23 protein-coding genes are annotated in these 26,469 nt (G+C 69.1%); 12 read left to right on the forward strand and 11 right to left on the reverse strand.

The features are described 5' to 3' along the window. Window positions 1–143 precede the first annotated feature (143 nt). Window positions 144–392, forward strand: coding sequence for a hypothetical protein (locus K8625_RS06740; RefSeq protein ID WP_223782210.1), 249 nt, complete (start codon window positions 144–146; stop codon window positions 390–392). Window position 393: 1 nt separating this feature from the next. On the opposite strand, the gene K8625_RS06745 is transcribed toward K8625_RS06740, so the two are convergent. Further along, on the reverse strand, window positions 394–1,638 hold the full coding sequence (locus K8625_RS06745; protein WP_223782504.1) for a hypothetical protein: 1,245 nt from the start codon (window positions 1,636–1,638) through the stop codon (window positions 394–396). Between the two features lie 241 nt (window positions 1,639–1,879). On the opposite strand from K8625_RS06745, the gene K8625_RS06750 reads away from it, so the two are divergent. Continuing rightward, the gene (locus tag K8625_RS06750; protein ID WP_223782211.1) at window positions 1,880–2,872 is read left to right on the forward strand and encodes a hypothetical protein; all 993 of its coding nucleotides are present in this window, start codon (window positions 1,880–1,882) and stop codon (window positions 2,870–2,872) included. Between the two features lie 66 nt (window positions 2,873–2,938). On the opposite strand, the gene K8625_RS06755 is transcribed toward K8625_RS06750, so the two are convergent. Together K8625_RS06755 and K8625_RS06760 are read right to left on the reverse strand one after the other, a co-directional pair. Further along, entirely contained in the window at window positions 2,939–3,610 is a 672-nt protein-coding gene (locus tag K8625_RS06755; protein WP_046710549.1) for a DsbA family protein, read from the reverse strand. 161 nt (window positions 3,611–3,771) lie between these two features. Then, on the reverse strand, window positions 3,772–4,773 hold the full coding sequence (locus tag K8625_RS06760) for a RimK family alpha-L-glutamate ligase (RefSeq protein ID WP_223782212.1): 1,002 nt from the start codon (window positions 4,771–4,773) through the stop codon (window positions 3,772–3,774). 79 nt (window positions 4,774–4,852) lie between these two features. Between K8625_RS06760 and K8625_RS06765 the strand changes: the two genes are divergently transcribed. The 7 genes from K8625_RS06765 (at window position 4,853) to ileS (ending at window position 13,860) form a co-directional block, all read left to right on the forward strand. Further along, window positions 4,853–6,286: a sigma 54-interacting transcriptional regulator gene (locus K8625_RS06765; protein ID WP_194869094.1), complete on the forward strand. Its 1,434-nt coding sequence runs from the start codon at window positions 4,853–4,855 to the stop codon at window positions 6,284–6,286. Between the two features lie 153 nt (window positions 6,287–6,439). Continuing rightward, a complete protein-coding gene (locus tag K8625_RS06770) occupies window positions 6,440–7,222 on the forward strand; it encodes a TadE/TadG family type IV pilus assembly protein (RefSeq protein ID WP_141324167.1) in 783 nt (260 codons plus the stop codon). Further along, entirely contained in the window at window positions 7,219–8,874 is a 1,656-nt protein-coding gene (locus K8625_RS06775; protein ID WP_141324166.1) for a TadE/TadG family type IV pilus assembly protein, read from the forward strand. Before K8625_RS06770 ends, K8625_RS06775 begins: the two co-directional genes overlap by 4 nt. Beyond that, window positions 8,871–9,902 (forward strand): pilus assembly protein, encoded by a 1,032-nt coding sequence (locus K8625_RS06780; protein ID WP_141324165.1) that lies wholly within the window; start codon window positions 8,871–8,873, stop codon window positions 9,900–9,902. Before K8625_RS06775 ends, K8625_RS06780 begins: the two co-directional genes overlap by 4 nt. Window position 9,903: 1 nt before the next feature. Continuing rightward, a complete protein-coding gene (locus K8625_RS06785; protein WP_223782213.1) occupies window positions 9,904–10,215 on the forward strand; it encodes a hypothetical protein in 312 nt (103 codons plus the stop codon). A gap of 12 nt (window positions 10,216–10,227) precedes the next feature. Next, on the forward strand, window positions 10,228–10,923 hold the full coding sequence (locus tag K8625_RS06790) for a hypothetical protein (RefSeq protein WP_223782214.1): 696 nt from the start codon (window positions 10,228–10,230) through the stop codon (window positions 10,921–10,923). Between the two features lie 36 nt (window positions 10,924–10,959). After that, window positions 10,960–13,860, forward strand: coding sequence for an isoleucine--tRNA ligase (gene ileS / locus K8625_RS06795; protein ID WP_223782215.1), 2,901 nt, complete (start codon window positions 10,960–10,962; stop codon window positions 13,858–13,860). Between the two features lie 132 nt (window positions 13,861–13,992). Here ileS and K8625_RS06800 read toward each other — a convergent pair whose 3' ends face one another. The 7 genes from K8625_RS06800 to K8625_RS06830 form a co-directional block, all read right to left on the reverse strand. Next, the gene (locus tag K8625_RS06800; protein WP_223782216.1) at window positions 13,993–14,652 is read right to left on the reverse strand and encodes a Tfp pilus assembly protein FimT/FimU; all 660 of its coding nucleotides are present in this window, start codon (window positions 14,650–14,652) and stop codon (window positions 13,993–13,995) included. Between the two features lie 5 nt (window positions 14,653–14,657). Next, window positions 14,658–15,869 carry a prepilin-type N-terminal cleavage/methylation domain-containing protein gene (locus tag K8625_RS06805; RefSeq protein ID WP_223782217.1) on the reverse strand — a complete coding sequence of 404 codons (1,212 nt, stop codon included), beginning with the start codon at window positions 15,867–15,869 and terminating at the stop codon, window positions 14,658–14,660. Beyond that, on the reverse strand, window positions 15,866–16,393 hold the full coding sequence (locus K8625_RS06810) for a prepilin-type N-terminal cleavage/methylation domain-containing protein (protein ID WP_223782218.1): 528 nt from the start codon (window positions 16,391–16,393) through the stop codon (window positions 15,866–15,868). The genes K8625_RS06805 and K8625_RS06810 overlap by 4 nt, the downstream gene beginning before the upstream one ends. Further along, complete coding sequence (locus K8625_RS06815; protein WP_223782219.1) at window positions 16,390–20,640, reverse strand: DUF4114 domain-containing protein; 4,251 nt, start codon at window positions 20,638–20,640, stop codon at window positions 16,390–16,392. Before K8625_RS06815 ends, K8625_RS06810 begins: the two co-directional genes overlap by 4 nt. Beyond that, window positions 20,637–21,113 (reverse strand): cytochrome c family protein, encoded by a 477-nt coding sequence (locus K8625_RS06820; protein WP_141324158.1) that lies wholly within the window; start codon window positions 21,111–21,113, stop codon window positions 20,637–20,639. Before K8625_RS06820 ends, K8625_RS06815 begins: the two co-directional genes overlap by 4 nt. Before the next feature lie 29 nt (window positions 21,114–21,142). Further along, window positions 21,143–21,889, reverse strand: a complete 747-nt coding sequence (locus tag K8625_RS06825) for a hypothetical protein (RefSeq protein ID WP_223782220.1) — start codon at window positions 21,887–21,889, stop codon at window positions 21,143–21,145. A gap of 191 nt (window positions 21,890–22,080) precedes the next feature. Next, a complete protein-coding gene (locus K8625_RS06830) occupies window positions 22,081–22,791 on the reverse strand; it encodes a Mut7-C ubiquitin/RNAse domain-containing protein (RefSeq protein ID WP_223782221.1) in 711 nt (236 codons plus the stop codon). Window positions 22,792–23,002: 211 nt separating this feature from the next. On the opposite strand from K8625_RS06830, the gene K8625_RS06835 reads away from it, so the two are divergent. After that, the gene (locus K8625_RS06835; protein WP_223782222.1) at window positions 23,003–24,580 is read left to right on the forward strand and encodes an endonuclease/exonuclease/phosphatase family protein; all 1,578 of its coding nucleotides are present in this window, start codon (window positions 23,003–23,005) and stop codon (window positions 24,578–24,580) included. A 52-nt stretch (window positions 24,581–24,632) separates the two neighbouring features. Here the strand turns inward: K8625_RS06835 and K8625_RS06840 are convergent, their stop codons facing one another. Then, the gene (locus K8625_RS06840) at window positions 24,633–24,917 is read right to left on the reverse strand and encodes a hypothetical protein (protein ID WP_223751423.1); all 285 of its coding nucleotides are present in this window, start codon (window positions 24,915–24,917) and stop codon (window positions 24,633–24,635) included. Window positions 24,918–25,129: 212 nt separating this feature from the next. Here K8625_RS06840 and lspA (K8625_RS06845) point away from each other — a divergent pair, with 212 nt between their 5' ends. Both lspA (K8625_RS06845) and lspA (K8625_RS06850) read left to right on the forward strand, forming a co-directional pair. After that, window positions 25,130–25,756, forward strand: coding sequence for a signal peptidase II (gene lspA / locus K8625_RS06845; RefSeq protein ID WP_223782223.1), 627 nt, complete (start codon window positions 25,130–25,132; stop codon window positions 25,754–25,756). A gap of 33 nt (window positions 25,757–25,789) precedes the next feature. Continuing rightward, window positions 25,790–26,401, forward strand: coding sequence for a signal peptidase II (gene lspA, locus K8625_RS06850; RefSeq protein WP_223751421.1), 612 nt, complete (start codon window positions 25,790–25,792; stop codon window positions 26,399–26,401). The last annotated feature ends 68 nt before the right edge of the window (window positions 26,402–26,469 follow it).

The following is a 26,469-nucleotide window of genomic DNA, read 5'->3' on the forward strand; positions in this document are numbered from 1 at the left end:
ACCCGCCGCCAGGTCCATCGACTCCGAGGTGCTCGCGGCTGGTGAGTCAACACCCGCCGCCAGGTCCATCGACTCCGAGGTGCTCGCGGCCGGTGAGTCAACACCCGCCGCCAGGTCTATCGACTCCGAGACGCTCGCGGCCGGTGTGTCCCGCCGCCAGGTCCATCGACTCCGAGGTGCTCGCGGCTGGTGAGTCAACACCCGCCGCCAGGTCCATCGACTCCGAGGTGCTCGCGGCTGGTGAGTCAGCACCCGCCGCCAGGTCCATCGACTCCGAGGTGCTCGCGGCCGGTGAGTCAGCACCCGCCGCCAGGCCCATCGACTCCGAGACGCTCGCGGTCAGTGAGTCCCGCCGCCAGGTCCATCGACTCCGGGGCGCCTGTGCCCGATGAATCAGCGCCAGCCGCCGCCGCTGCTCTTGGAGCCGGAGGAACCGGAGCGGCCACTCGGCGCCGAGGAACCACCGCCAGAACTCCGACCGCCACCGCTGCTTGAGCCGCTGCTGCCACGCCCGCCACCGTTGCTCCAGCCGCCGCCACTGCTCCCGCCGCTGCTGCTGCCGCTGCTGCCGCGCCCGCCACCGTTGCTCCAGCCACCACCGCTGCTGCCGCTGCTCGAGCCGCTGCTGCCGCTGCTCGAGCCGCTGCTGCCGCGTCCGCCACCAGTGTTCCAGCCGCCGCCGCTGCTCCCACGTCCGCCGCTGTTCCCACGGTCATTGCCACGGTCGTTATCGCGGTCATCGTCGCGGTTGCTGCGGCCGTAACCACCGCCGGAGTTGCCGCCGCCGCTCGGAGGCGTGCCGCCACCGCTGTTCCCGTACCCACCGCCGGAGCTACCACCGCCGCTCGGAGGCGTGCCGCCACCGTTGTTCCCATAACCACCGCCGGAGTTGCCACCGCCACTCGGAGGCGTGCCGCCGCCGTTGTTGCCGTAGCCGCCGCCGCTGTTGCCCCAGCCGCCGCCGTTGTTGCCACGGTCGTCATCGTCGCGGTCCCGACCGTGGCCGCGTCCCGGACGCGAGCCACCGTTGTTGTCCCGCCCGTAGCCACCGCCGTTGTTGTTGCCCCCGCTGCTGCCCCAGCCGCCGCCGTTGTTGTTGTCGTTGTAGCGCGAGCCGCCGCGAGGAGGCTGCGTGCCCCAGCCCGTGCCACCCGGAGGCGGACGGTCATTGTCGCGAGGCGTGTAGTTGCGCGTCGTCGTCGGCCGCGAGCCGGGCCGCGTGTAGCTGTAGACCGCGGAGGCCGCGTGGGTCCGGTCGTACACGTAGCCGCGGTTGCGCTCCCAGCGGTACGCCCGACCCGACGAGGGGTAGTAGTCGTGCGAGTGCCGCCCGTGGTGGTGGCACGCGACGCCCAGCGGATCCAGGTGGAAGTCCCAGTACCAGACCACCGCCGGACCCCGGTAGTAGTACACGTCGTCGGTGTACGTGTAATACGTCGTCGACGGCTGGTAGCCGTGCGAGTGCACGTGGTCATACGGGCACCAGCCACCGCCGTCGTCATCCGGAATGGGGTGGTAGCCCGAGTAGCTGTACTCCACCACCACGGCGCGGCGAGCGGCGGGGCCGTGATAGTGGGCGTAGCAACCCGTTCCCATCATCAGGGCCAGGGGGATGGCGAGTGCGAGCAATCGGCGCATGTGACGAGTCTCCCGCGCGAAGGGCCTCTGCAGCCAGTCCCCCTTCGCGACCACGGAATTCCAGACGCGCAGGCCCCGAGAAAATTCACGCCCCCACGCTTCCCGCCCGCCCGCCACCTGCTTAAGCGCCCCTGTGCCCTGGTGAACACAGGGCTGGCTGGTGTAGGTCCTTCACGCAAGGACGGCGCGAGTCGAGGCAGCCGGGGTGTTCCGGACCCGTCGCGCGAGGAGCAGGGCAATCATGTCGTATTCGGATGACGGAAGGGCGAGGGGCGCGACGTGCCCGCTGCACCCGGATGACCTCGCGCAGCGCACCTGTACGCGCTGCGGCAACTTCATGTGTGACACGTGCAGCGAGCGCGGCACGCAGTCGCACTGTCCCCCCTGTCGCGCCCGCGAGGGCCTGGGCCGGGACTTCCCGTTGGACCGGGACAACTGGTCCTTCAGCCGCCTGTTCGACGTGTGCCTGGACGCGTTCAAGCGCGAGTGGGTGATGCTCAGCGTCGGCGCGCTGCTCGTCTTCGCCGCGTCCATCGGCGGAAACCTCCTGTCCCAGATGTTCTCGTTCATCGGCGCCGCCACCGACAGCGTGGTCGCCATGGTGATGACGACGCTGGTGGGCATCGCGCTCACGTGGGTGATTCAGGGCGCGGTGACGCTGGGCTTCCTGCGCATGGCCATGGACGTGCTCCAGGGCCAGCGCGCGGACCTGGCGCGCGTGTTCTCCCAGTTCTCCAAGCTGGGCACCTACCTGCTCACGATGCTGCTGACGTTCGCGCTGGTGCTGCCGCTCGTGTTCGTCGGCCTGGGCATCCTGGTGGCCATCTTCGTCGCTGGCGCGGGTATCTCCCTGGCCGAGCTGAACTCCCTCTCCGAGTTCGACGGCGCGATGCGCGGCGTGTCACCCGGTCTCATCGGCTTGATGGTGCTCGTGTCCGCGGTGCTCTACCTGGGCCCGGGCATGTGGCTGATGCTCCCGCTGGTCCTCGTGCAGCCCGCGCTGGCGGACCAGGAGAACCCCACCGCGCTGGAGACCCTGCGCCTGGCCTACACCCACGCCAAGGGCTTCCGGCTCTCCATCCTCGGCGTCCTGGCGCTGGGCGGCTTCATCGTGGCGTTGGGCTTCATCCTGTGCTGCCTGCCCGCGCTGCCCGCCATGGGCCTCTTCCAGCTGCTGCTCGCGGGCCTCTACCTGGCCATCAGCCGCGGCGGACGCCAGGAGCGCTTCGGCTGAAGCCGGAGGACCTGCAGCCCACGGGGCCCGCGCGGCAGGGCGGGCCCCGGTGACGGCTTCGGTGCTTCAGTGCACCAGCCGCTCTGAAGAACCCGAGCGCGGCACGGCCACCCGGCCCATGCAGGCCAGGATGTGCTCGCGGTACTCGGACAGCTCGCGCAGGCCGCACAACATCCAGCGCCCACCGATGACCAGCGTGGGCACGCCGCGCACGCCGCGCCCGGCCGCGTCGCGGTGCTCATCCAGGATGAGCCGGCGCGTCTCCTCGGAGCGGAAGGCGGCGGAGAACTCGTTCATCGCCAGGCCCACGCGCGACGCCAGCTCGAACACCACGTCCGGCCGCGACACGTTGACGCCCTGCTCCAGCGCCGCGCGCTGCATCGCCCGCGCGAGGAACATCCGCGCATTCGGACCCTGCAGTCGCGCGGCCTCCAGCGCCGCCAGCGCCGGCACGCTGCTGCGCGGCGGGTCTCCGCCCAGCCACAGGTCCGTGGAGAGCAGTGGCGCGGTGAGGTCCGACTCGCGCTGCGCACGCTGCACTTCTTCCACGAGCCCGCGCTTCTCGCGCTCCGTGGGAAGCACGTCGTGAACGCGCAGAGGGTAGGGCCTCACGCTCCAGCGGACGGCGTCGCCGAACTCCTGGCGCAGTACGTCCAGGCGCAGGTCGGCGAGATAGCACCAGGCACAGAGCACGTCCTGGTAGACGGTAACCTGCAGCGGCTTGTGCAGCGTTTTCATGGGGGGCCGCCAGATTAGAGGCCACGCCGCGCCGCTGCCAACTCCCCATGACAACCGGCCCCTGAAGGCATTCCTGTGTTCCTGTGGAGCATGCAAGGTGCCTGCGGCCCCGGCTGCTCGCCTGCTTCAGGGCATGCGAGCAGTCTCGAACACGTCGTCCACTACTCGCCGGTCATCCGCGGAGCGCTGGCCTTCGCCGCCGCGTAAGCCAGCGCGTGCTCGACGATTTCTCCCGCGATGTCGCGGCCCGTCGCCTTCTCCAGGCCCTCGAAACCGGGGCTGGAGTTGATCTCCATCAGCCGGGGACCCGCGTGGCCCTCCAGCATGTCCACGCCCGCCACCTCCAGGCCGATGATGCCCGCGGCCCGCACGGCCGCCTCCGTGTATGCCGCCGGAAGCTCGATTGCCTGCCCTTCACCACCGCGGTGGATGTTGGAGCGGAACTCGCCCTTCTTCGCGCGCCGCCGCATCGCCCCCACCACGCGCTGGCCCACCACCAGCGCCCGCACGTCCCGGCCCTCGCTCTCCGCGACGAACTCCTGGAGCACGATTTCCTGACCCAGGTCCCAGAACGTATCCAGGATGGTCTGCACCTCCGGCAGCGTGTGCGCAATCATCACGCCCACGCCCTGGGTGCCCTTGATGAGCTTGATGATGACGGGCAGCCCGCCCACCTCCTCCACCAGCTTCTTCACGTTGCTGCGGTCGTGCGCCATCACCGTGCGCGGGATGTCCAGTCCGGAACGCGACAGGAACTGCAGCGCGCGCAGCTTGTCCCGGCTGCGCGCGATGGAGGTCTGCGGGTTGAGCACCGGCACCCCCATCATCTCGAAGTGGTTCACCACCGCCAGCCCGTACGCGGTGATGGACGCGCCGATGCGCGGCACCACCACGTCCACGCCGCGCATCTCCACACCGCGGTAAGTCATGCGCGGCGTCCCCTGCGCGAGCAGCAGGCAGCAACGCAGCGTGTCCAGCACCAGCGGGCGGTGTCCCCGCTCCCGGATGGCCGCCACCAGGCGTCGGGTGGAGTACAGCGAGCGCTTCCGGGACAGGATGGCCACCGTCTTCTTCACGCGGCCACGACGCGGCGCGGGATGCTCGGGTGCCTTGGACCCAGGCATGGCCGGGGCCTTCTTCTGCTGGATTTTTCGGGGAGACATGGGCGGAGCAATCGAGCGTAGCACGTACCCGCGGACACAGGCGGCTGCGGGGGGCGCGTTTGCTATCCTCCCGTGACAGATGAGCGCGACAGATCCGCATCCCGACGACATCCACACCAGCCCCGGAGATGCCGCCGGGTTAGACCTCGCCCACTCCCCGTTGTTGGGAGAGACGCTCGTGGTGGACCCGCGCACCACGGTGAAGCTCCACAAGTGCCGGCTGGCCGTGACGTCCGGGCCGGACACGGGCCGCTCCGTGGTGAGCGACAAGGAGCGCCTGCGCTGCGGCGCGCACCCGGGCAACGACCTGATTCTGGTGGAGGACCGCACCGCCAGCCGTCACCACTTCGAAATCCAGTTCACCGAGCGCGGCTACCTGCTCGTGGACCTGGGCTCCACCAACGGCACGTTCCTGGACGGGCGCAGGATTGAGCGCGCCTACCTGTCACCGGGCTCGCAGATTCGCGCGGGCTCGTCGGTGCTCACCTTCGCGCCGCTCGACGAGGAGGTCACCGTCGAGCCGGACCGCGACGGCGAGCTGTGCGGCATGGTCGGCCAGAGCATGAAGATGCGCCAGATATTCGGGCTCATCAAGAAGATCGCCCCGCTCGACGTGTCCGTCATCATCCAGGGCGAGACGGGCACCGGCAAGGAGCTCGTCGCCCGCGCCATCCACGAGCTGTCGGGCCGCAACAAGTCCCCCATGGAGGTGCTCGACTGCGGCGCCATTCCGCCCAACCTCATCGAGAGCGAGCTGTTCGGCCACGAGAAGGGCGCCTTCACCGGCGCGGTGAGCGGACGGCCCGGCGCCTTCGAGCGCGCGCACGGCGGCACCATCTTCCTGGACGAGCTGGGCGAATTGCGCCTGGACCTTCAGCCCAAGCTGTTGCGCGTGCTGGAGAACCACGAGGTGCGCCGCGTGGGCGGCAACGACGTCATCGAGGTCAGCTGCCGCGTCATCGCCGCCACCAACCGCGACCTCATGAAGGAGATACAGGCCGGCAACTTCCGCGAGGACCTCTACTTCCGCCTCTCCGTCATCACCATCCAGCTGCCCCCGCTGCGCCAGCGCCGCGACGACATCCCCCTCATCCTCAAGGGGGCCCTCGCCGCCCCCGACGTCGTCCAGAAGCACGGCAAGAAGCGCTTCTCCGCCGAGGCCATGGGCCTGCTCATGGCCTACCCCTGGCCCGGCAACGTCCGCGAGCTCATGAACGTCCTGTCGCATGTCTTGACGTTCAGCGAGGGTGAAGAAATCCAGCCGTCGAGCCTTCCTCCTCGCGTGCGGGGTCAGGCGCGGGAGGGCCCGCTGCCGTTCAACGAGCACCTCTCCTTCAAGGACGCCAAGGAGCAGCTGCTGGAGAACTTCGAGCGCGAGTACGTCACCAGCGTGCTCACCCGCTGCGAGGGGAACCTCTCCCGGGCCGCGCGCGAGAGCGGCCTGCACCGGAAGTCCATCGAGCGGCTGGTGAAGAAGTATCAGCTCGACACCAAGGGCATGAAGCCGCGCTGACCCTGGGGGTGTTTCCACCCCGCTCCCGGTGCATGTGACAGACATGAGACATGACGCGCTCGGTCTGTAGCGCCCACTGACAGACATCCCGCCCCCACGGGCAAGTTGACGTATGTCCTCCCGGGGAGAACTCCCGGGAAACTGCGTGCTGCCATGAATTCCTACCCCCGAGGGAATGGTGGCCAGTCAGGACAGGCGATGGTGGAGGCGGCCCTCACGCTTCCATTGGTCGTGTTCTTGTTGCTGGGCACGCTGCAGTTGTTCCTGATGCTGCAGGCGCGCGTGTTGGCGCACTACGCGGCGTTCCAGGCCACCCGTGCGGGCAGCATCGCGCATGGCGAATGCGAGCGGATGACGCATGCGGCCATCCTCGCGTTGATACCTTCGTTCCATTCGTTCCTGGGTCTGTCGAGCGCGACGGACGAGGTGCGGCATGGCGGAGGCGGCGGCGCGCCGGCGAAGCTCGCGGCGGCGTTCGCGGCGCGGCGGGACAACCGCTACCGCGGCGGCCTGGACGGCGTGCACACGGGCAGCATCGTGTGGATCAACCGCGCGCTGGTGGGCGGCGGCATCGACGGGCCGCAGGACCGCGCGTTCGATGATCCAGGCCACTTGAGGCGCCTGGAGGTCCAGCTGGTCTACTGGTACCCGATGCGCATCCCGTTCGCGAACTGGGTGATGTCGCGCATGTTCATGGCGCAGGCGGGCATCGAGGACTACACGGCGGCCAACCCGCTGATGCCCGCGGAGGCGAACGCGAACTGGAACCAGGGGGAGTTCACCTCGCCCATCCAGCTGGCCTCGGACGTCCGCTCGGAGCTCGCCGCGCGCGTGGCCCGCCAGCAGTACGTGTTTCCCATCGAGACCAGCTTCACCATGCGGATGCTGACGCCCGCCAAGCGGCGCCACTTCGCCACCATGGATTGCCCCCGATGACACGCGCCCATTCCCGTGGTCAGACGATGGTGCTGTTCGTGCTGGGCACGCTGCTCATGGTGCTGATGGTGAGCCTGACGCTCTCCTTCTCCATGAAGGTGCGCGAGCGCATCGAATTGCAGACGGTGACGGACGCGGCCGCGTACTCCAACGCCGTGGCCACCGCGCGCACCTTCAACAACATCGCGGTCATCAACCGCGCGCAGATTGGCCACGCGGTGGCGCAGGCGGGCGCCACCAGCCTGGTGAGCTGGGCCAGCCTCTACCGCGCGCAGCTCAACGCCGCGAACACGGGCTTCGGCATCGGCAAGAAGCCGTATCAGGCGGCCATCGCCAGCGGCTGTCCCTGCGCGCCCAAGAAGTCCTGGTGTCGCCAGCGGTGCCGCTGCGGCAAGAAGGGCGTGGCGGACCTGAACATGCTGCAGACGCAGCTGCGCATCGAGCAGGCCCGCGTGGAGGCCGTGTTCCAGTCCATGGAGCCCATGGTCAACCTGCAGATGCTCTCGCACCAGATTGCCCAGGGCGTCTTCTACGCGGCCCAGCAGCAGAACTACCAGGAGCTGCGCGACGCGGTGGACGACCAGGCCTTCGCCAACCGCATCCTCGGCAACGTGGTGGGGCGCGGACGCAACCCCCAGGACGCCGCCTGGCGCGTGCCGGACGTGGGCAACGTCAACGAGGACGAGCTCACCGGCGGCATCGCCTGCGCGGGTGATGGCGCCGTCTGTGACTTGCCGCTCACCGTCGCGCACGCCGTCAACGCGGCCATGGGCAGCCGTGGCTTCCACTTCGTCACCCACCGGCAGTGGCGGCTGGGTGACTACAGCGCGCACCAGGCCAACCTGGACTTCGTCATCTGGTTCCCCGACGAGGTGGTGGTGCTGCCGGACACCAACGGCACCACGTACTTCGGCAAGCCGGGCCGGAAGATGCCGATGCTCCCTCCGTACGCGCCTGCGCTCACGGGCGACGACACGGGCCGCATCGGCTGGATGTACGACCACCTGCTGCACGGCGGAGACCCGGTGGCCTGTCCGGCGAGCGTCGCGGGGGTGCAGTCCACCAAGGCCTCGCTGGTGACGTCCGGCGGTATCATGCCCCGCCCCGAGCACACCTGGACGGGAGGCAGGGACCCCGGCGGTCCGTTCAACCACATGCTGGTACCGTGTCTGGGCGGGCCCTCGTCGTGCCCGGGCATCTGGCCGCCGTTCCTCGACTACAACGTCGTGCGCATCAACAATGACGACAACAACTACGGGCAGCCGAAGAACTTCGCCGTCGTGCAGCGCGACCTGATGGCACGCAGGCTGGACCCGTGGGACCTGTCCTTCCGCTACCGCTTCGAGTCGGGCGGTGGGGGCAACGTGTATGACGCCCGCAGCTTCAACCTGGCGGACGGCACGCCCAACAACACGCAGACGGCGCTGTCCACGGGCATCGCCTACTACCACCGCGGGCAGAGCCTGGGCTTCCACCACTGGAGCGAGCCGCCCAACCTGCTCAACCCCTACTGGCGCGCCACGCTGGTGGGCGTGGACGTGGATGAGGACGGGGTGGGGGACGCCATCGACACGCTGGGGCTGAGCGCTCCCGTCGCGGCACAGACCTTCCGCGAGCTGCGCAACGCGGGCTTCAAGGGGCTCCAGAGATGAACGCTCGTCACGCACGTCGCTCGAAGTCCCGCGTGGCCCGTGGACAGGCCTTGCTGGAGGCCGCCATCGGCGTCACGCTCTTCGTCACCATCGTCGCCTTCGGCATCCACTTCGCGGAGGTGGGCTTCCTGTCGCTGAAGGTGCAGGAGGCCGCGGTCTCCGCGCTGTGGGACGGCACGCACGGGCAGATGCACCACATCCCCGTCACGTACACGCAGGCGGGCAGCTCCATGCGGGACGCCGCCGCGAGCGCGCAGGAGCGCTACGCGGACTTCAAGGGCCTGTCCTCCACGCCGGGCGGGGGCCGCGTCACCATGGCCTTCACCCGCGGCACCGGCATGCAGGTGAGCTGCGGCATGGACGCGGGCGTGGGCTGGGCGGGCGCCATCGCCACGCGCCTGGTCTACCGGGACAACGGCGGCACCGCGTGTGGTGCCTCGGCCACGTTGAGCGCGTGGCGCTTCCCCCGCTCGTTCCTGGACGGGCCCGATGACGGCGCGCTCTACCAGAAGCAGAACCTGGACGACTCGCTCGCCAACCTGCAGGTGTGCGCGGTGGGCCGCGCGGTGGGCGGCGCATGCCAGGGCCGCTTCTCCATGCTCGTGGACGACTGGGGGCTCGCGGGGGCGCTGGAGTCCGCCACGTGCAACATCCTCATGCAGGACCAGCTCATCCCCTGCACCAACGTGCCCTTCCACGCGGCGGCGTGGTCCACCTACGCGCCCACGACGCTGCCCATCCAGGCGTCCGCGAGCAACCTGGCGGAGGCCACGCTGTTCTGGAACCCGCTGCCGCCGACGGCGCTCGCCATGGTGGGCCTGGGCATGAAGGAGCACACCTTCTGGATGAGCGCCGCGGGTGAGGACGTCGTCAACTTCGTCCAGACGCCCCCGCTGATGGACCCCATCTCCCGCTTCTACCCCACCACGCCCGGCTCCTACATCGGGCTCACCACGTTCCCGTACAGCCTGGCGCACGCGCAGCGCTTCGGCAACGGCGCCTGCTTCCTCGGAAGGGATTGTGATTGAGATGACGCGAGGACTCCTCTCGTGGACCCGGGGTGCCTTCCTCCTCGTCGCCGTGCTGACGGCCGGCCTGGCGCGGGCGGATGGCAGTCAGTGCAGCGCCGATTGCGTCACCAAGTCGGACGCGATGATGCGCTCGTGCATCGACAAGTGTCCCCCGCCCCCGGACGACCCGACCCGGCCCGGGCCCTTCCAGTCCTGCATGGCGCGCTGCCAGGAAAAGCAGGAGAAGAAGTTCGCGGAGTGCTCGGAGCGCTGCGTGGACCCGGAGGGAATCGAGACACCGCGCAAGGGCAAGAGCGGGCGCGTGCGCTAATCGGAGCGAGTGATGACCCACGCGAAGAGCTGGCTGCGATGCGCGGTGATGGGAGTGATGCTTGCGTCCGGTGTCGCGGCCGCGCAGCGCACGCCGTTCAAGTGGGAGGTGCCCGGCGTGGTGGGCGTGGTGGACGTCTCCGCGCCGGTCATCGCCAGCGGCATCCCGGTGAAGATGACGGCGGTGCGCAGCAAGGAGCGGCCGGAGGTCATCCTGCGCTCGCTCGTGGACCGCTTCCTCGTCTGGGGGCTGCACGTGCCCGCGGCCTCGCGCCAGCCGCAGCTCCTGCGTGAGCCGATGATCACCGCGCTCGATACGCGCGAGTTCATCTCGTACACGGCCATCGTCCAGCCCAACCCGGACGGCACGACGACGGTGTTCCTGGGACAGGCGGACCTGTCCAAGGCGCCGCGCGTCCAGTCCAGCGTGGCCCCGGTGTACCCGGGCGGCTCGGGGCTGTTGCAGTCGGAGATGGAGGGAGCGCGCACGCTCGTGTACTCGGCGAGCGCCAGGGCGTTGGACGTGGAGGTCTACTACCGCAACGAGCTTTCGCAGGCGGGCTTCGAGGAGGTGGAGCCGATGCTCTTCCGCTCCTCGCAGGACGAGCTTCATGTCCGGGTGACGCCGGCCAAGGAGGGCAAGGTGTCCGTCGTCGTCGTGCGACGGGGCGTCGCGCCCGAGGAGGCGCCGAAGCCGGCCGGTGATTGAAAGCGCCGCACCGAGCGTGTTACGGGCGCTGTCGACATGAGCGACGCGCCCTCCCAGGACAAGGACTTCAAGGACACCGTCAACCTGCCGCGCACGGACTTCCCGATGAAGGGGAACCTGGCGCAGCTCGAGCCGAGGATGCTCGGCTGGTGGGCGGAGCGGGGCATCTGGGGGAAGCTCCTGGAGAAGAACGCGGCCGGTGAGCCCTTCGTGCTCCCGGACGGTCCGCCGTACGCCAACGGCCACCTGCACGCGGGCCACGCGCTCAACAAGGTCCTCAAGGACATTGTCGTGAAGTACCGCAACCTGGTGGGTCGCCACTGCGACTTCATCCCGGGTTGGGACACGCACGGTCTGCCGATTGAGCAGGCGGTGGAGAAGCGGCTGAAGGACAAGAAGGTGGACAAGCGCACCCTGTCGCGCGACGCCTTCCTGGAGCTGTGCCGCGCGTACGCGCTGGAGTTCATCGACATCCAGAAGACGGAGTTCCAGCGGCTTGGCGTGTTCGGCTCGTGGGAGGCGCCGTACAAGACGCTCGACTTCTCTTACGAGGCGCAGGAAATCAGGGAGCTGGCCGGCTTCGCGCGCCGGGGCATGCTCTACCGCCGCAAGAAGCCGGTGTACTGGTGCCTCCAGGACCAGACGGCGCTGGCCGAGGCGGAGGTGGAGTACGAGGAGCACGAGTCCCCGTCCGTCTACGTGGCCTTCCCCGCGGGCCCCGAGCTGTCGGACCGGGTGCCTTCGTTGAAGGGCAAGGCCGTCGACTTCGCCATCTGGACGACGACGCCGTGGACGCTGCCGGCCAACCTGGCCATCGCCGTCAACCCGGAGCTGGAGTACGTGTTCTACCAGCTGGGCGCGCGCGTCATCTGCGTGGCCAAGGACCTGCTGCCCAAGGTGCTGGCGGAGGTGAAGTCGGACGAGCTGGCGGTGAAGCACGTGGAATTGCCGGGCGGTGAGGTCTCCGCGGCGGCGCTGGTGGACCCCGCGCGCATCCTCGCGTACGCGCGCGGCGAGGAGCTGGAGCACCTGACGTACCAGCACCCGTTCTACGAGCGGCGCGGGCGCATCCTGCTGGGCGAGCACGTCACGCTGGACGCGGGCACGGGCCTGGTGCACACGGCGCCGGGGCATGGCCAGGAGGACTACGAGGTCGGCCTGCGCTATGGCCTGGACATCTACAACCCGGTGCGTCCGGACGGTCGCTACGACGACACGGTGGGCCCGGCGCTCGCGGGCAAGCGCGTGTTCGAGGCGAACCCGCTGGTCATCGCGGTGCTGGTGGAGAAGGGCGCGCTGCTCAACGACGCGAAGGACACGGTGGCGCACAGCTATCCGCACTGCTGGCGCTGCCACAACCCCATCATCCTGAGCGCGACGTACCAGTGGTTCATCCCGATGGATGCGCCCTTCCACGGGGAGAAGACGTTCCGCCAGGAGGTGCTGGCGGAGGTGGACAAGGTGCGGTGGGTGCCCTCATGGGGACACAGCCGCATCCGGGGCATGCTGGAGACGCGGCCGGACTGGACCATCAGCCGTCAGCGCACGTGGGGCGTGCCCATCTGCATCGCGTACTGCGAGGGCTGTGACGAGGCGCTCGTGTCGCCGGAGCTGATGGAGAAGGTGGCCCAGGCGGTGGAGAAGGAGGGCGCGGGCGTGTGGTACCGCACGCCGGTGAAGGACTTCCTGCCGGAGGGCTTCGCGTGTCCACGCTGCGGCAAGGGCGAGTTCCGTCGCGAGACGGACATCCTCGACGTGTGGTTCGACTCGGCGTGCATGTTCTCCGCGGTGCTGGAGCGCAGGCAGCGGCTGCCCGCGGACCTGTTCCTCGAGGGGAGTGACCAGCACCGCGGCTGGTTCCACTCGTCCATGCTGGTGTCGGTGGGGACGCGCGACTGCTCGCCCTACAAGGCCTGTCTCACGCACGGCTTCGTGGTGGACGGCAAGGGCGAGAAGATGTCGAAGAGCCTGGGCAACGTGGTGGCCCCGGAGAAGATCATCAACCAGTACGGCGCGGAGGTGCTGCGCCTGTGGGTGGCGGCGAGCGACTACCGCAACGACGTGCGCCTGTCGGACCAGATTCTCAAGGGCCTGTCGGAGGGCTACCGGAAGATTCGCAACACGGTCCGCTACGCGCTGAGCAACCTGTACGACTTCGACCCGGCGAAGGACGCGGTGCCGTACGAGCGGCTGTCGCCCCTGGACCAGTGGGCGCTGGGGCGGCTGGCCGAGGTCGTGGCCCGGGTGAAGCAGGCGTACGAGGACTACGAGTTCCACCTCGTCTACGCGACGGTGGTGGACTTCTGCGCTGGTGACTTGTCGGCGGTGTACTTCGACATCCTGAAGGACCGGCTCTACACGTGGCGCAAGGACGGGACGCCCCGGCGGGGCGCGCAGACGGTGTTGCATGAGGTGGCGTCCGTGCTGCTGCGGCTGCTCGCGCCGGTGATGAGCTTCACGGCCGAGGAGGCCTGGGGTTTCCTGCCGGGCAAGTCGACGGAGAGCGTGTTCCTGGCGGGCTTCCCGGAGCCGGGGACGAAGCTGTCGCCGGAGCTGGCGGAGCGCTACGCGAAGCTGTTCGCGGTGCGCGAGGCGGTGCAGGGCGTGCTGGAGGCGGCACGGCGCGAGAAGCGCATCGGCGCGTCGCTGGAGGCGCGCGTGTTGCTGATGGCGTCCGCGTCCGTGCGTGACTTCCTGATGCAGCACCTGGACGAGCTGCCCGGGCTCTTCATCACCAGCCAGGTGGAGGTGGTGGACGCGGAGGGCATCGATGCGGCGGTGCTGGACGTGACGCGGGTGTTCGGCGACGGCGCGAAGCTCCTGGCCGAGGTGAAGCCCGCCGCGGGCCACAAGTGCCCGCGCTGCTGGACGTACTCGGAGGCGGTGGGGCAGGGCGGCGACGTGTGCCTCAAGTGTCGCGAGGCGCTGGCGGCGTGAGCGCCGGATGCCCGGTGGGCTCGCGCCAGTCCCAAGCGGACGGCGCGGGCTCTGGGGCGCGCTGAGATGAAACGGGCCCGCGCTTTCGTGAGGAGACGCGGGCCCGGATGTTTCAGGTGGTGTGTCGAACGCCTACGGAGGCGGAGGCGTGGTCGTGCACTCGGCGACGGGAGCCTGGGTCGCCCGGACCGAGTCACAGTCCAGCAGGGAGGCGAGGCCCGTGAGCGGCTCCACCATCAGGAGGCTGCGCGGGCGGCCCGACTTCGCCGAGAAGTTGAGCTGGAGGTTGCCCGGCGCCGCCGCGGTGAGCGCCGCGGTGTTGTCGAGCTGACCGCGCATACAGGTCAGGTTGCTGACGGCCCGGCCCGAGCCCGGCAGGTAGCAGAGCCCATGGACTGGCGTGGCGTTCATGGAGTCCGGGATGACGACGTCCGGGCCCGTCTCGGAACAGCACTCCGGGCTGGCGCGGCACGTGGTGCCGGTGCAGGCATCCTTGGGGCAGGTGTTGTTGTCGAAGTCGTTGTCACACGTCAGCCGCTCCCAACGGGCCACCCGCTTGCGGGTTCCATCGGGCAGCAGCACGTTGTTCTCCACCACGATGCGGACCGGCTGGTTGGTGGCGATGGCCCGCTGACGCGCGCGCAGCGCCGACGACCACAGCTCGCGGGTCGCCGTCGCCTCTCGCTGGCCATCCAGCGGCTTGCTGATGCCCACCACCGCCAGGGTCACCATCATCCCGACGACGGCGATGGCGATCATCAACTCCAACAGCGTCATTCCTCGCGTGCGCATCATCCTCAAGGCCCCGGAGCGGGCTGCAGGCCCGCCGACACGAAGTTCCGGGGAGACACCCGGAGGGTATAGGTCCGGCGCCTGAAGCCGTCCTGGGGGAAGCCGTCCTCATCCGGGATGTTGATCTTCGCCGGGTCCACCACCGTGCGGTCCGAGCGCGGCGTCCGGATGACCAGGTCGATCTCCACCTCGCGAATCCGTCGGCGAAGCAGGTTGCGAAGGTCGGCTTCGTTGGTGGGCGCAGCCTCGATGGGCGCCACCACGTTCACCGCGCATTCCGCATTGCCAGTCGTGCACTGGTCGATGGGCGGGCGAACCCCTTCCTCGGGGTACCACCGGTAGGCGAGGGCCGGCTGGGTCAGGTCGATGACCGCGAATCGAACCTGCATCCGCTCCACGTCCCGGCTCACCACGGCCCAGTTGGCCGCGCCCGGAGCCAGGTACTCCAGCGCCGGGTGGCCGCCCCTCCAGTTCACGCGATACGCCGCGCTGACGGTGCGCATGATGTTCCACCCGGAATCGGTGAACATGCCCACATCACTCGTGCAGGGCCCACTGGTGGTCGCGGCGGCGCCATGGCCTGGAGAGGCCTCGATGACGGAGTCACCGGTGCGGACGTTGGTCACCCGGAAGTGGCAGGCGAGCGCACCATCCGTCGGGTTCGCGACGAGCGCGGGGGTCGGCTGGCCCGAGGTGGGCTGCAGGCGCGTGTGGGGGGCCGGGGCGGTGCACAGGATGTTCCCCGACTTGACGGATGTAATGTTGGGTCTGCCGGGGGCCGCGAATGCGTCACATCGCTCCATCGTCACCATCGTCCGCGGGTCACCCCAGTAGAGCTGCAACACATCAGACGTCATGTCGGCGTAGGGCGTGCCCGCGGGAGGCAGCGCGAAGGTCGCGTCCGCGGCGAACGGCGGGGTGGCCGTCGCCATGTCCAGTGCGGTCCAGCTCTGGATGGCATAGCGCTGGTCGCCTTCCGAGAACTGGATGGGGGAGTTGCCCATGCCGATTCCCGCGCGCTGCACGTCCAGGGTGAGCAGGTCCTTCACCGCCCGCCCCGTCACCTGCGCCACCATCGTCTGTTCCTCGGTGAGGGCGCGCCGCTGCACCTGCATGCCCGCGACCAACCCGATGCCGAGCACGATGACGCCCAGCGCGCTGGCGATCATCACCTCCAGCAGCGTGAAGCCGCCCATGCGACGAAGGGTCTTCCTCATGGCGCCATCCGGGTCTGCATCACCACCACCTGGCGGCCCTGCCGGCCCCGCTCCAACCAGCTCACCGAGACGCGGACATTGGCCACGTTCCCGGCAAGTCCCCCGCCCAACTGCCGGGTGACGGCCGGCAGCCCCGCCGCGCCGTTCTCGATGGAGCCCGGAAGGCCCACACTGGGACTGTCGATGTCCACCGCCACCTCGTACTCCCGCGCGACCACGCCCGCGGCGGGCGCGACGGTCCGCAGCTCTCCTGCCGCCGTCTGCCACACCGTGGTGCGCCGATTGTCCCACGGTGCCAGGTTGGCGCAGGGCGGGGTGGCCGCGCAGCCCTCGGACATGATGGTCTCGAGCGTGCGCTCGGCGATGAGCTGGGCCTGCGTGGCGGTGAGGGTGCGCCGGTTGGACGCGCTGATCTGCGTCACCAGCATCATCACCGCCGCGATGCCCACGAGCATCACGGCCATGGTGGCCAACACCTCCAGGAGCGTGACGCCCCTGGAGGCCTGCAACCGCGACGACTTCATCGAGGCAGTCTCCCGTCCGGAATCGGGTCGTAGATGAGCACTCGCGAGCGGGTCTCTCCCGAGTTCGCCGCCCCATTGTTCCACTTGTTCTTCTCACCCACCAGCAGGGGCTGTCCCGTGGCGGGCAGGATGAAGACGTGCTCGTCGTGCACCACCGGCGCGCTGGTGCCGTGGCCCACCAGGATGGAGCTCGTCATCGTCGTCTTGCCCGCCCCATCCGGCGCCTGGTTCGCCGTGTAGAACCGGCCGCTCGTGGTCTCGCTCAGGTTGCAGACGTCCGCGGCCGCGCCCACCGCGGTGGTGGTGAACACCTTGTCCCCGCTGAGCGACACGCCGCCCCACACCGCCTGGCCCGGGTCGAGCGGCTGCACCCACAAGGGGTCGAGCAGCGCGCAGGGCTTGGAGCCGTCCGGGTTCGGGTCCTCGAAGGCCATCAGGTGGTAGCGGTAGTCCTCCTTGTTCGGGGGGCCATCGCCAATCTCGTCCGGGTTGTCACCCGTGCCGAAGTAGATGCGCACCACGGGCTTGGCCGTGTCGCGCAGCACCTTCACCGCGAGGTTGGAGTGGATCTGCTGGAAGTGGGCCGTCCCCGCCGGGTTCGAGGCCGCGTCCGTGTGGGTCGAGGCCGCGACCGGCGCGCTCGCCACGCGGCAGGTCCGCACCTGCCGGCCATACGTCCGGGTGGAGTCCACCGAGTCCAGGTTGATGCGGTAGACGCTGCCGGCCGTGGTGGGCACGTACATGACGTCGTAGTGACCATCGCGGTTGAGGTCCAGCATGGCGGTCGCACCCGCGATGCCGGAGCCCTCGTCGAGCGTGATGACGCCCGCGTGGGCGCCCTTGCCGGTGCCCCGCTGCAGCGGCTTGCCCGTCTTCATGTCCAGCAGGTAGAGCGTGCCGGCGCGCCCGGCCGTGGGCTTGAAGTCCGTGCCGATGATGGCCGCCCAGGTGCCGGTCGTGTCGCCGGAGCCCCACTGGATGCGCGTGACGGACGCCGGGTGACGTGAGCCGGTCTGGTCCGGCAGCAGCACGTCATCGTCGTCGTCGGCCTCGTCCGTGAACGCGTCCAGCAGGGCGTCGTTCTTCAGGTTGTACTCCCACAGCGGCATCGGGTAGTCGGCGCGCGTCGCGGCCGGGTCCGTGCTGGGGTGGGTGACGTCGAGCGCGAAGATGATGGGGCTGCCCTTGCCCGTGGCCGACACGAGCGTCGTGCGGGCGCCCTTCAGCGGCCGCTGCAGGGCGGTGGTGGCCGTGGCGGGCGTCCACGCCTCGCCGAGCCCGCCGAAGTCCACATTGGCCAGCGTGGGCGAGGCATCCATCGTCGGCTTGGGCTTGGTCCCCGAGCCCGCGTACTTCACGTAGTGGTAGACGTAGTCCTTCAGCAGCCCGCCGGGCATGTACGCGAACAGCTCCTTGCCCGTGCCGTACTGCCGCGGCGCGATGGGCTTGGCGCAGGTGGAGCCCGAGTGCAGGAAGTAGCCGCGCAGCATGATGTCGTCGGAGCACTCGTCCTTCCCGTTGAGCCGGAAGGCGCCCGAGTCGAAGGCGTGCAGCACGCCCGTCATCGTGCCCACGTAGGCCACCGTCGGACGCTCGGAGAGCTTGGACATGAAGTTGCGGCGGTAGACGTCGCGCTCGGCCGGCAGGGCGTTCATCGCCCAGTTGTCGAGGTACGGGGGCACGGCCACGGCCACGGTGGACAGGTTGATGCCGCCCATGGCCCACGGGCGCTTCACGTTCGTCGCACCGGGCAGCTGATGGTCCTCCCAGCCGTAGAGCCACTCGCGGAAGACGTTCCGGTCGTTGAAGCCCTCGGTGATTCGCGCGGCGGGGGCCATGGTGGGCGTGCCGCACTTGCCGTCGCTGTTCATGTCGAAGATCTTCTTGCCGGCATCGAGCTGGTTGCAGAGCGAGTCGGGGAACGCGACGCTGTTCGCGTTGTCCATGTCATCTTTGAGCGTGATGCGGCTCTGGTCCGGCTTCATCGTGTAGATGGTGCGGTTGAGCGGATCCTCGTTGCGCAGGGTCATGGCCATCACCCGGCCACCGTCCCAGCGCTCGACGACGTTGGTCAGGTTCGTGTTCTCGGGGTCATAGAGCGAGCGGAAGTACAGCCGGCCTCGCAGCGAGTAGTCCTTGCGCCCGTCGTACAGCCGGGTGGAGGCCTCGGGCATGCCCACGCCGGGCCAGTTCTTGCCCCAGGCGCTGCCGGGCGTCTCGTTCACACCCCAGAGGATGGCGTTGCCCACCGTGGAGGGCGACGAGCGGGAGTAGCTGCCCGAGCGCACGGCCTGGTAGCCCACGTTGACGTTGTCGACCACGGGGACGCAGCGGTCGTCCGGGCTGGTGATGTCCACCTTCCAGCACAGCTGCGAGCCGGTGAAGCCCATCTCCAGCAGGTCCAGCTCCTTCACGTTCGGGTTGCCCGTGTCGAACTGCACCGGAATCCAGGTGCGGTTGGGGTTGGGCTTCTTCACGTAAACGCCACCCTGGAACTCGAAGGTGTGGCAGTCCACCGCCACCGAGTAGGTGATGGTCGGCGGCGCGCGACCCGGAACCGAGCAGGCCCCCGGCGTCTCCTCGGTCCAGCAGGGCGGGGACGAGCACATGTGGGCGGCGGCGGGCGCGACGTCGTCGTAGCGCGTGAAGCGCACCTTGGTGATGACGAAGTCCTCCGCGTCGCTCAGGTCGATGTCGTTGGACAGGCTGGCGGAGCGGAAGGTGCCGCCGTTCACCTTGTTGATGACGAACACCACGTCGTTGAAGTCGCGGTCACCGCCACCCGGGATGTCCTCGAAGCCGAGAATCCAGCGGAAGGGGTCCGTGGACGGCGCGCCCACGATGACATGGGGCAGGGCGTTGCGTGTGCCGCCGGGCCGGTCGATCTTCGCGCGCTCCTTGGGCATGACCAGGTTGCCGTACGTCGCCTCGTTCTTCAGGCGGTAGAGCGTGTCGTCGTCCAGCCAGCCGCACAGCTTCGTGTTGCTGGTGCCGGCCACCACGCACTGGTTGGAGGCCGTCCCCTGCGGGTTGTCGGCGGTGCAGTTGTCCTGGTAGGGGCAGCCGATGTTGCGCTCGGCCACGATGGGGTCGGCCGACATGTTCTGGTCCAGGTTCCAGGCGGACTTGGAGAAGAACACGTTGATGGGCGTCTGCAGGTGCAACTGGCACTTGCCCGCGCTGTCCTGCTTCAAGCACGGATAGACGGTGCCCTCGTTCGGGCCATGGCTGGAGTTGTAGTAGACGATGAGGAAGAAGACGATCTCCCGATTGCCCTGGATGGTGCCCAGGTCCACCGTGCGGTCGCCGAGGTCGATCTTGTCCGCGGGGTCGGGCGCCGGCAGCGGCACGCCGCGGTTGTCATACCGGCTGACGTTGTAGTCGGGGACGGCGTCGTTATCCGTGGAGCCGTCCTTCACCGGGGTCATTCCGAGGAAGGTGGTACCGTCGCTGTCGTCGTCCGCGAGCAGGAACACCATCTGCCCGATGCCCTTGCCGCCATTCTTGTCGTCCGCGGGCTCCAGCAGGTTGGGGATGCGCGGGAAGAGGCCCTTGTCGGAATAGTCATCGGTGGCGGCGGTGCCGCTGCCCTGGGACGTGCCGACGATGTCCGTGTCGATGTGCGTGGAGCCGAGGCCCGGTCGGGCATCCGCGAGGCCGTTGCTGCCGGTGACGCGCCGATAGGTCTTCGCGCAGCTGGCCTTCATCGAGATGGCCGGCTCGGTGTAGCTCTCGCCATCCGAGGTGAAGGTCACGCTGCCGCAGCGGCGGTCGGCCGGGTCTCCGATGAACTCCCGCGCCTTGGGGCCCGACTGGGGCGCGATGTTGAAGAGGTCCTCGTGCAGGTCGAGGACGCCGTTGCCGTTCGTATCGACCAGGTCTCCGGCCGCGTTCAGGTACTTCGCGGCCTGGTCCAGGTACATGTATCCCAGCGCGTGCGAGGCGCCTGCGGACTCGAACACGTAGCTGATGGTGACGCGCTGGTCGTACGGGAAGACGATCTTCTCGGGGTTGAGCTTCTCGGGCGGCAGCAACTGGATGTCGGCGTCGCCGCTGCGTCCGGTGGGGACGAGCTTCAGCTCCTTGGGGAAGGTCATCTGGCCCAGGTCGTTCTCGGCGTTGCCGAAGCCGGGCTGCTTGTCCTGCGCCAGGTTGTCCTTGCAGAGCTGGGCCAGACCGTCATCGGCGAGCGCGGCGGGCGTGGCCAGCAGGAGGAGCGTCGAGAGTGCTCGGTGGAGGGCTTTCATCGGGACTTCCCCTGGGCCGGCTTGTAGGTCTGGATGCCGTCGGTCCGCTGCTGCGCGCGGCGGGTCTCGAGGTCTTTCTGGAGCTGCTCACGCAGCCGCACGTCCTGAGGCGGCGACGGCGGGCGGGAGCTGGTCTTGAGGTAGGCCAGCAGCGCGTCCATCTCCGTCGGGGACATCCCCCGCGTGTCGCAGCGGGTGTCGTCCTTGACGCGATGGGGGTTGGCAATCCAGGTGCGCAGCTCCGCGCTGGGCGTCTGGCGCACCTTGCTGGTGAGCTCCACCCGCTTCTCACCCGCGGGACGTTGCTGCTGCTTCATGTGCGCGCCCCCCGACTTCTTGAGGGTCGCGGCCGAGGGCTGTGGCGTGAGGGTGTGGCAGCCGACACAGGCCTTCTGGAAGATGCGCTCTCCTTCAGGAGTCGCCGTGGCGAATCCTGGCAGGAGCAACAACGCGAGAAGCAAAGGGCGTTTCATGGATGACTCGCGGGACGGCGAGGAGTTCGTCAGGGAGGCGTGTTGTTGGGGAGCGTTTCGATCTGCGTGGTGTCGGGCGCGTTCTGCTCCCGCGAATTGTTGTAGTTGTTGTCAGAGCCGCAGCCGGCCATGTTGCAGCCGGGGCCGTAGGCCACCGCGCCGCTCTGGTTGGCGATGAGGGCCTGGACGACGGAGCGCGTGGGGCGGCCGTCGCGGCTCAGCACCTCGCCCACCGCGGCCACCCAGATGAGGCCGTTGGAGTCGCTGTTGGGGTTGGAGCCGGCAGGGGTGAAGTCGATGTCGTCTCGCACGAACACGCGGTAGCGGACGTTGTTCTGCTCCGGGTAGTCCGCGTAGGCGACGTTGTCCGCCCCCTGCTTCTCATGGGCGGGCATGTCGTTCGGCGTCAGCCGCAGGTAGTTCCACGGGTCGCCCGGGCTGGCGGGCAGCAGCTCGTACCAGGGGGGATTGGCGCCCGCGAGACCCAGCTCCGTCACCTCGGCGCCCGAGTTGATGATCGGCATCATCGTGTTCTCGTAGGTGGTGGCATCGAGCGCCGTACGAAGCCGGATGGCCTCACGCCCCTCGGCCAGCCCCGCCTCCGCGGCGAAGAACGCCTCCTTCTGCCGGCGCGCGTCCGCCTGGGTGTCCGCCTCGCGGCCCACCACCCGGTAGCTCAGCATCACCGCCATCGTCACCACGAGCACGACGCCCAGCGCGACGAGCAGCGTGAAGCCTCCATTCGCTCGGGTTCGGGCCAGGTCTCGGTGCGTCATCGTCGCGGCTCCTCTGCGCTCCCCCCGTGCGGGGAAGGCTGGAAGTGTCGCGAACTCAGCAACTCACGTGCCCGCTGGGGCATCCCCGCAACCCTCTGAAATCGTTTCGGTGCGGGCTTTCACCCTGGCGTCGCGGGTCATTGGTGACCTCGCAAAAAGTGCGAGGTGCGACTCTTTGCGAGGTGCGGGCTTCAGCTCTCGAGCTCCAGAGCGCGCAGCCGGTCGATCAACGCCTGCATGCGCTCCTGGTGTGTGCCGGGCCAGAACACGCGGCGACAGTCGTTGCACTGCTGGAAGTGGGTGTACCTGCGCGCCACGTCCGGGGGGACGCGATGGGTCACCTCGTGGGGTTGGGCGGGACTCAGGAGCGCGTTGCAGGCGATGCACCGGGAAAACGGCTTCATCCGGGAGCCGAGCCCATAGCGCCGCACCACCTCGACCAGCTGCTCGGCGGGGTCCGTGGCGCGAGGGAAGTAGCCGAGGACGACCTCGCTCCGCTTGAGCACGCCGAGGTCCCGGGTCAGCAGGACGCGCTCCTCGGTGCTCGAGATTCGCGCCAGCTCGGGGTCGTTGAAGTCGTTGCGCCACAGGGTGTCGAAGCCGAGCATCCGCAGGAAGCCCGACAGCCGCCCCAGTCCCACGTCGAGCACGAAGCGCGGCATGCCCTCGACGTGCCCGAGCGCCGGGAAGGCCTCGATGTGGGCTCCGGGCGTCACCCGATGCGCGAGCGCCACCGGGGCACCGTCGACGAGCACCCTGTCCAGCTCGGGATGCGGCGGGCCGAGTGACTCGATGAGGTCTTTGAGCGACGGCGAGCCCTGGGGCGCCACCTGCAGCCGCGTGCCCCGCTTCTCCGGCGCGACGAAGTCGTTCAGCCTTCCATGAAGTCGGACGGTCACCACGGTGGGTTGCTCCCGATTGCGTGACGAGGAGGACTCGGACCCTGGCCCGTGGGACGCCCCCGCTCGCGATTTTCACCGCTGTAAATGTACGATTTGGCGGTACGTAGCGGGACTGCGGGCTTGGCGCACTTCTATACTCCGCGCCCCGTCGGGCCGTCGTCGTCGGCCCGGACCATCTCTCGAATCGTCTCCACGGAAGCAGGCAGAGCGAATGAAGAAGACCCTTTCCTATCTGGCGTGCGCGGTGGTCTCGCTCACGGTTTTCGCTCTGGCGTGTGGGGATTCTTCGGATCCGAAGACACCGCTTCCGTTGCCGGATGGCGGCGTGATGTGGGCCGAGTGCAATCCCCAGCAGGATGGCGGCGGCTGTGGTGCGGGTGAGGAGTGCCGCTTCGTCCCGTTCTACGACCGGTCCATCTGTGTCCGGCCGTGTGATGAGCAGGGCGCCTGTGGTCAGGCCGAGGCGGCGTGCTGTCCCACCGGCGAGGCGCGTGACGGAGGCGACGCCACCTTCTGTCTGCCGACCGAGGTGTGCGAGGCCACGCCGGACGCGGGCGCGGGCGATGCGGGCGAGGACGCGGATGGCGGCTCGCTGACGGACGACGGCGGGACGCTCGAGGACGCGGGACCGGGCACCGAGACCGACGCGGGCACGACGGACGCGGGCGGCCCCGTCATCGTGGACGACGCGGGCACGACGACGGACGCGGGTGGCCCTGTCATCGTGGATGACGCGGGTACGACGACGGACGCCGGCACGACGGACGCGGGTGGCCCTGTCATCGTGGACGATGCGGGCACGACGATTGACGCAGGGTCTCCGGTCGACGCGGGTCCTGGCACGACGGACGACGCGGGCACGACGATTGACGCGGGCTCCCCCATCGACGCGGGCACGGACGCGGGTTCCCCCATCGACGCGGGCACGGACGCGGGTTCCCCCGTGGACGCGGGCACGCCGGACGCGGGCTCGTCGACGGACGGTGGTCCCGCGCCGGGCGGCTACACCAACATCCGTATCATGGCGGCGAACCTGTCGAGCGGGAACGGCCAGGACTACGACCCGGGCCACGGCATCCGCCTGATGCAGGGCGTGGACCCCGACGTCGTGCTCATCCAGGAGTTCAACTACAAGAGTGACTCGGTGGCGGACATCACCTCGCTGGTGAACCAGGTGGGCCCGGGCTTCCACTACTACCGGGAGGGCGGCGCGCAGATCCCCAACGGCGTCATCAGCCGCTGGCCCATCATCGAGTCCGGCGAGTGGAAGGACCCGGAAGTCGACAACCGCGACTTCGCCTGGGCGCGCATCGACATCCCGGGGCCCAAGGATTTGTGGGCCGTCAGCGTGCACTTGCTGACCCGCAGCGCCGGAGCGCGCAACGCCGAGGCAGCTGAAATCGTCGCCAAGGTCAGGGAGAAGGTCCCGGAGAGCGACTACCTGGTCATCGGCGGTGACCTCAATACGGACAGCTTCAGCGAGAGCTGCTTCACCACCTTCAAGAACGTGGTCGTCACCAGCGCCCCGTACCCCGCGGACAAGAACGGCAAGACGGGCACCAACGCCAGCCGTGCGAAGCCCTATGACCACGTCCTGGTCGACCAGGACCTGAACCAGTACCGCACGCCCACGGTCATCGGCTCCAACTCGTTCCCCAACGGCCTCGTGCTCGACAGCCGCGTCTACACCCCGCTGTCGGACATCGCACCTGTGCAGTCCAACGACAGCGGCGCCCCCAGCATGCAGCACATGGGCGTCATCAAGGACTTCCGCGTCCCTGCCCCCTAGCCTGACGCGGCGGGCGCGCGGCGGCGCCGAGACAGGCCGCCGCGTGCTCCGCTCAGAAGTTCCACTTGTGCTTGTTGCGCTCGATGAAGCGCGCCACCGGCGGGATTCGCGCGATGAGCGGCGTGAGCACGAACACCGCCGCCAGCCGCAGGGGCTTCACCACCTGCGACGCCGCGTAGGCCGCCGCCCACGTGCCCGCCTGCTCGCCCGCACCGGACGGCTGGAAGCCCAGCCGGATGGCCGCGTAGAAGCCCACCAGCACCAGGCCGAAGATGACGTAGTTCGTCACCAACGCCAGCGGGCCGTACTCCAGCATCAGCGTCTTGAAGCGGGCCATCAACGACGGCTTCCCGGCCTTCGCCTCGGGAGTCGTTGTGGGTGGGGGCGTGTCGGAGACTGAAGGATTCACGTCGGGCTCAACAGGCGGCATGTCCACACCATGCCCCAAACGAGCGATGTCCGGGAAACAGAGCATGCTGCCCGCCGGGGGCCGGTCGGCCCTCCGGGTTGTCAGGGCTTGGGGGGCGGGTTAAGGGATTGGGACGCGTCATGAAAGCCTCCCTCCGCCTCCTCATTCTCGTGGCCACCACGGTCCTCGTCGCGGACCAGGTGACCAAGTATCTGGCTGTGTCCCGGTTGACGGATGCCCTGGACGGGCGTGAAGGGATGGCCCGGGTGACGGGCTACTTCACCCTCCACAACCTCGACAACGACCCGCCTCGCGAGGACGGCGAGCGCAACGTGCTGCGGCCCCACCGCTTCGTGGAGGACTACTGGCACTTCCGCTACGTGGAGAACCCGGGCGCGGCGTGGGGCATGTTCGCCGACCTGCCCGACAGCGTGCGGCGCACGTTCTTCCACGTGGTGAGCGTGGCGGCGCTGGCCTTCATCTTCCTGATGTACCGCCGCACCCCGCTGGACCAGCAGCTGGCGCGCCTGGCGCTGGCGCTCATCACCGGCGGCGCGCTGGGCAACTTCCTGGACCGGCTGATTCGCGGCTACGTCATCGACTTCGTCGACTGGCATTGGCGCAACCAGCCGGGCATGCGCTGGCCCACCTTCAACGTCGCGGACGCGGCCATCTGCGTGGGCGTGGCCTTCATGCTGCTGGACTCGCTGAAGGTGCGCCGCCCGGAGGCCGTTGCGGCGCCGCTCGCCCAGAGCCCCAATCCGTGACGGGTGGGGGCCGGGTGGTGTAAGCCCAGGCCCGTGCCTCGCAAATACGTCATCCTCCTCGCCGTCACCCTGGGCGTCATCGCCCTGGACCAGTGGACGAAGTATCTCGTCGTCCGTGAGCTGACCTCCCAGATGCAGGGGCAGCAGACGCTGGGCGGCCGGCTGGGCGCCATGTTCAGCGCGCCGCCCGAGCGCGGCTTCGATGGGCTGCACTACCGCTCCCGCCGCAGCATCGAGGTGTCGGAGTCCTTCTTCCGCCTGCGCTACGCGGAGAACCCGGGCGCGGCGTGGGGTCTGTTCAGGAACCTCCCGCCCGAGCAGCGCGGCCCGCTCTTCCACGTGGTGAGCCTGGGCGCGGTGGTCCTCATCGTCTTCTACTTCCGCAAGCTGTCCGGCTCGGACCCGGAGGAGAAGTGGGCGCTGTGGGGCCTGCCGCTCGTCCTGGGGGGAGCGCTGGGCAACTACATCGACCGGCTGGCCCGGGGCTTCGTCATCGACTTCCTGGAGGCCCACTGGTTCGACAAGGCGGCGTGGCCGTCCTTCAACATCGCGGACGCGGCCATCTGCGTGGGCGTGGGCCTGCTGCTGGTGGACGCGTTCGTGCGCAAGGAGAAGCCCGCGCCGGCGCCCACCAAGGCCGCCTGAGCGTCACCTCGCCGGAGGGCCGCCCGAGCGGGCCGGCGTGCTCCCCGCCTTGCTCCGACGCGTGGCGC

This window comes from Myxococcus sp. AS-1-15, assembly GCF_020037055.1.
Classification (GTDB): Bacteria; Myxococcota; Myxococcia; order Myxococcales; family Myxococcaceae; genus Myxococcus; species Myxococcus fulvus.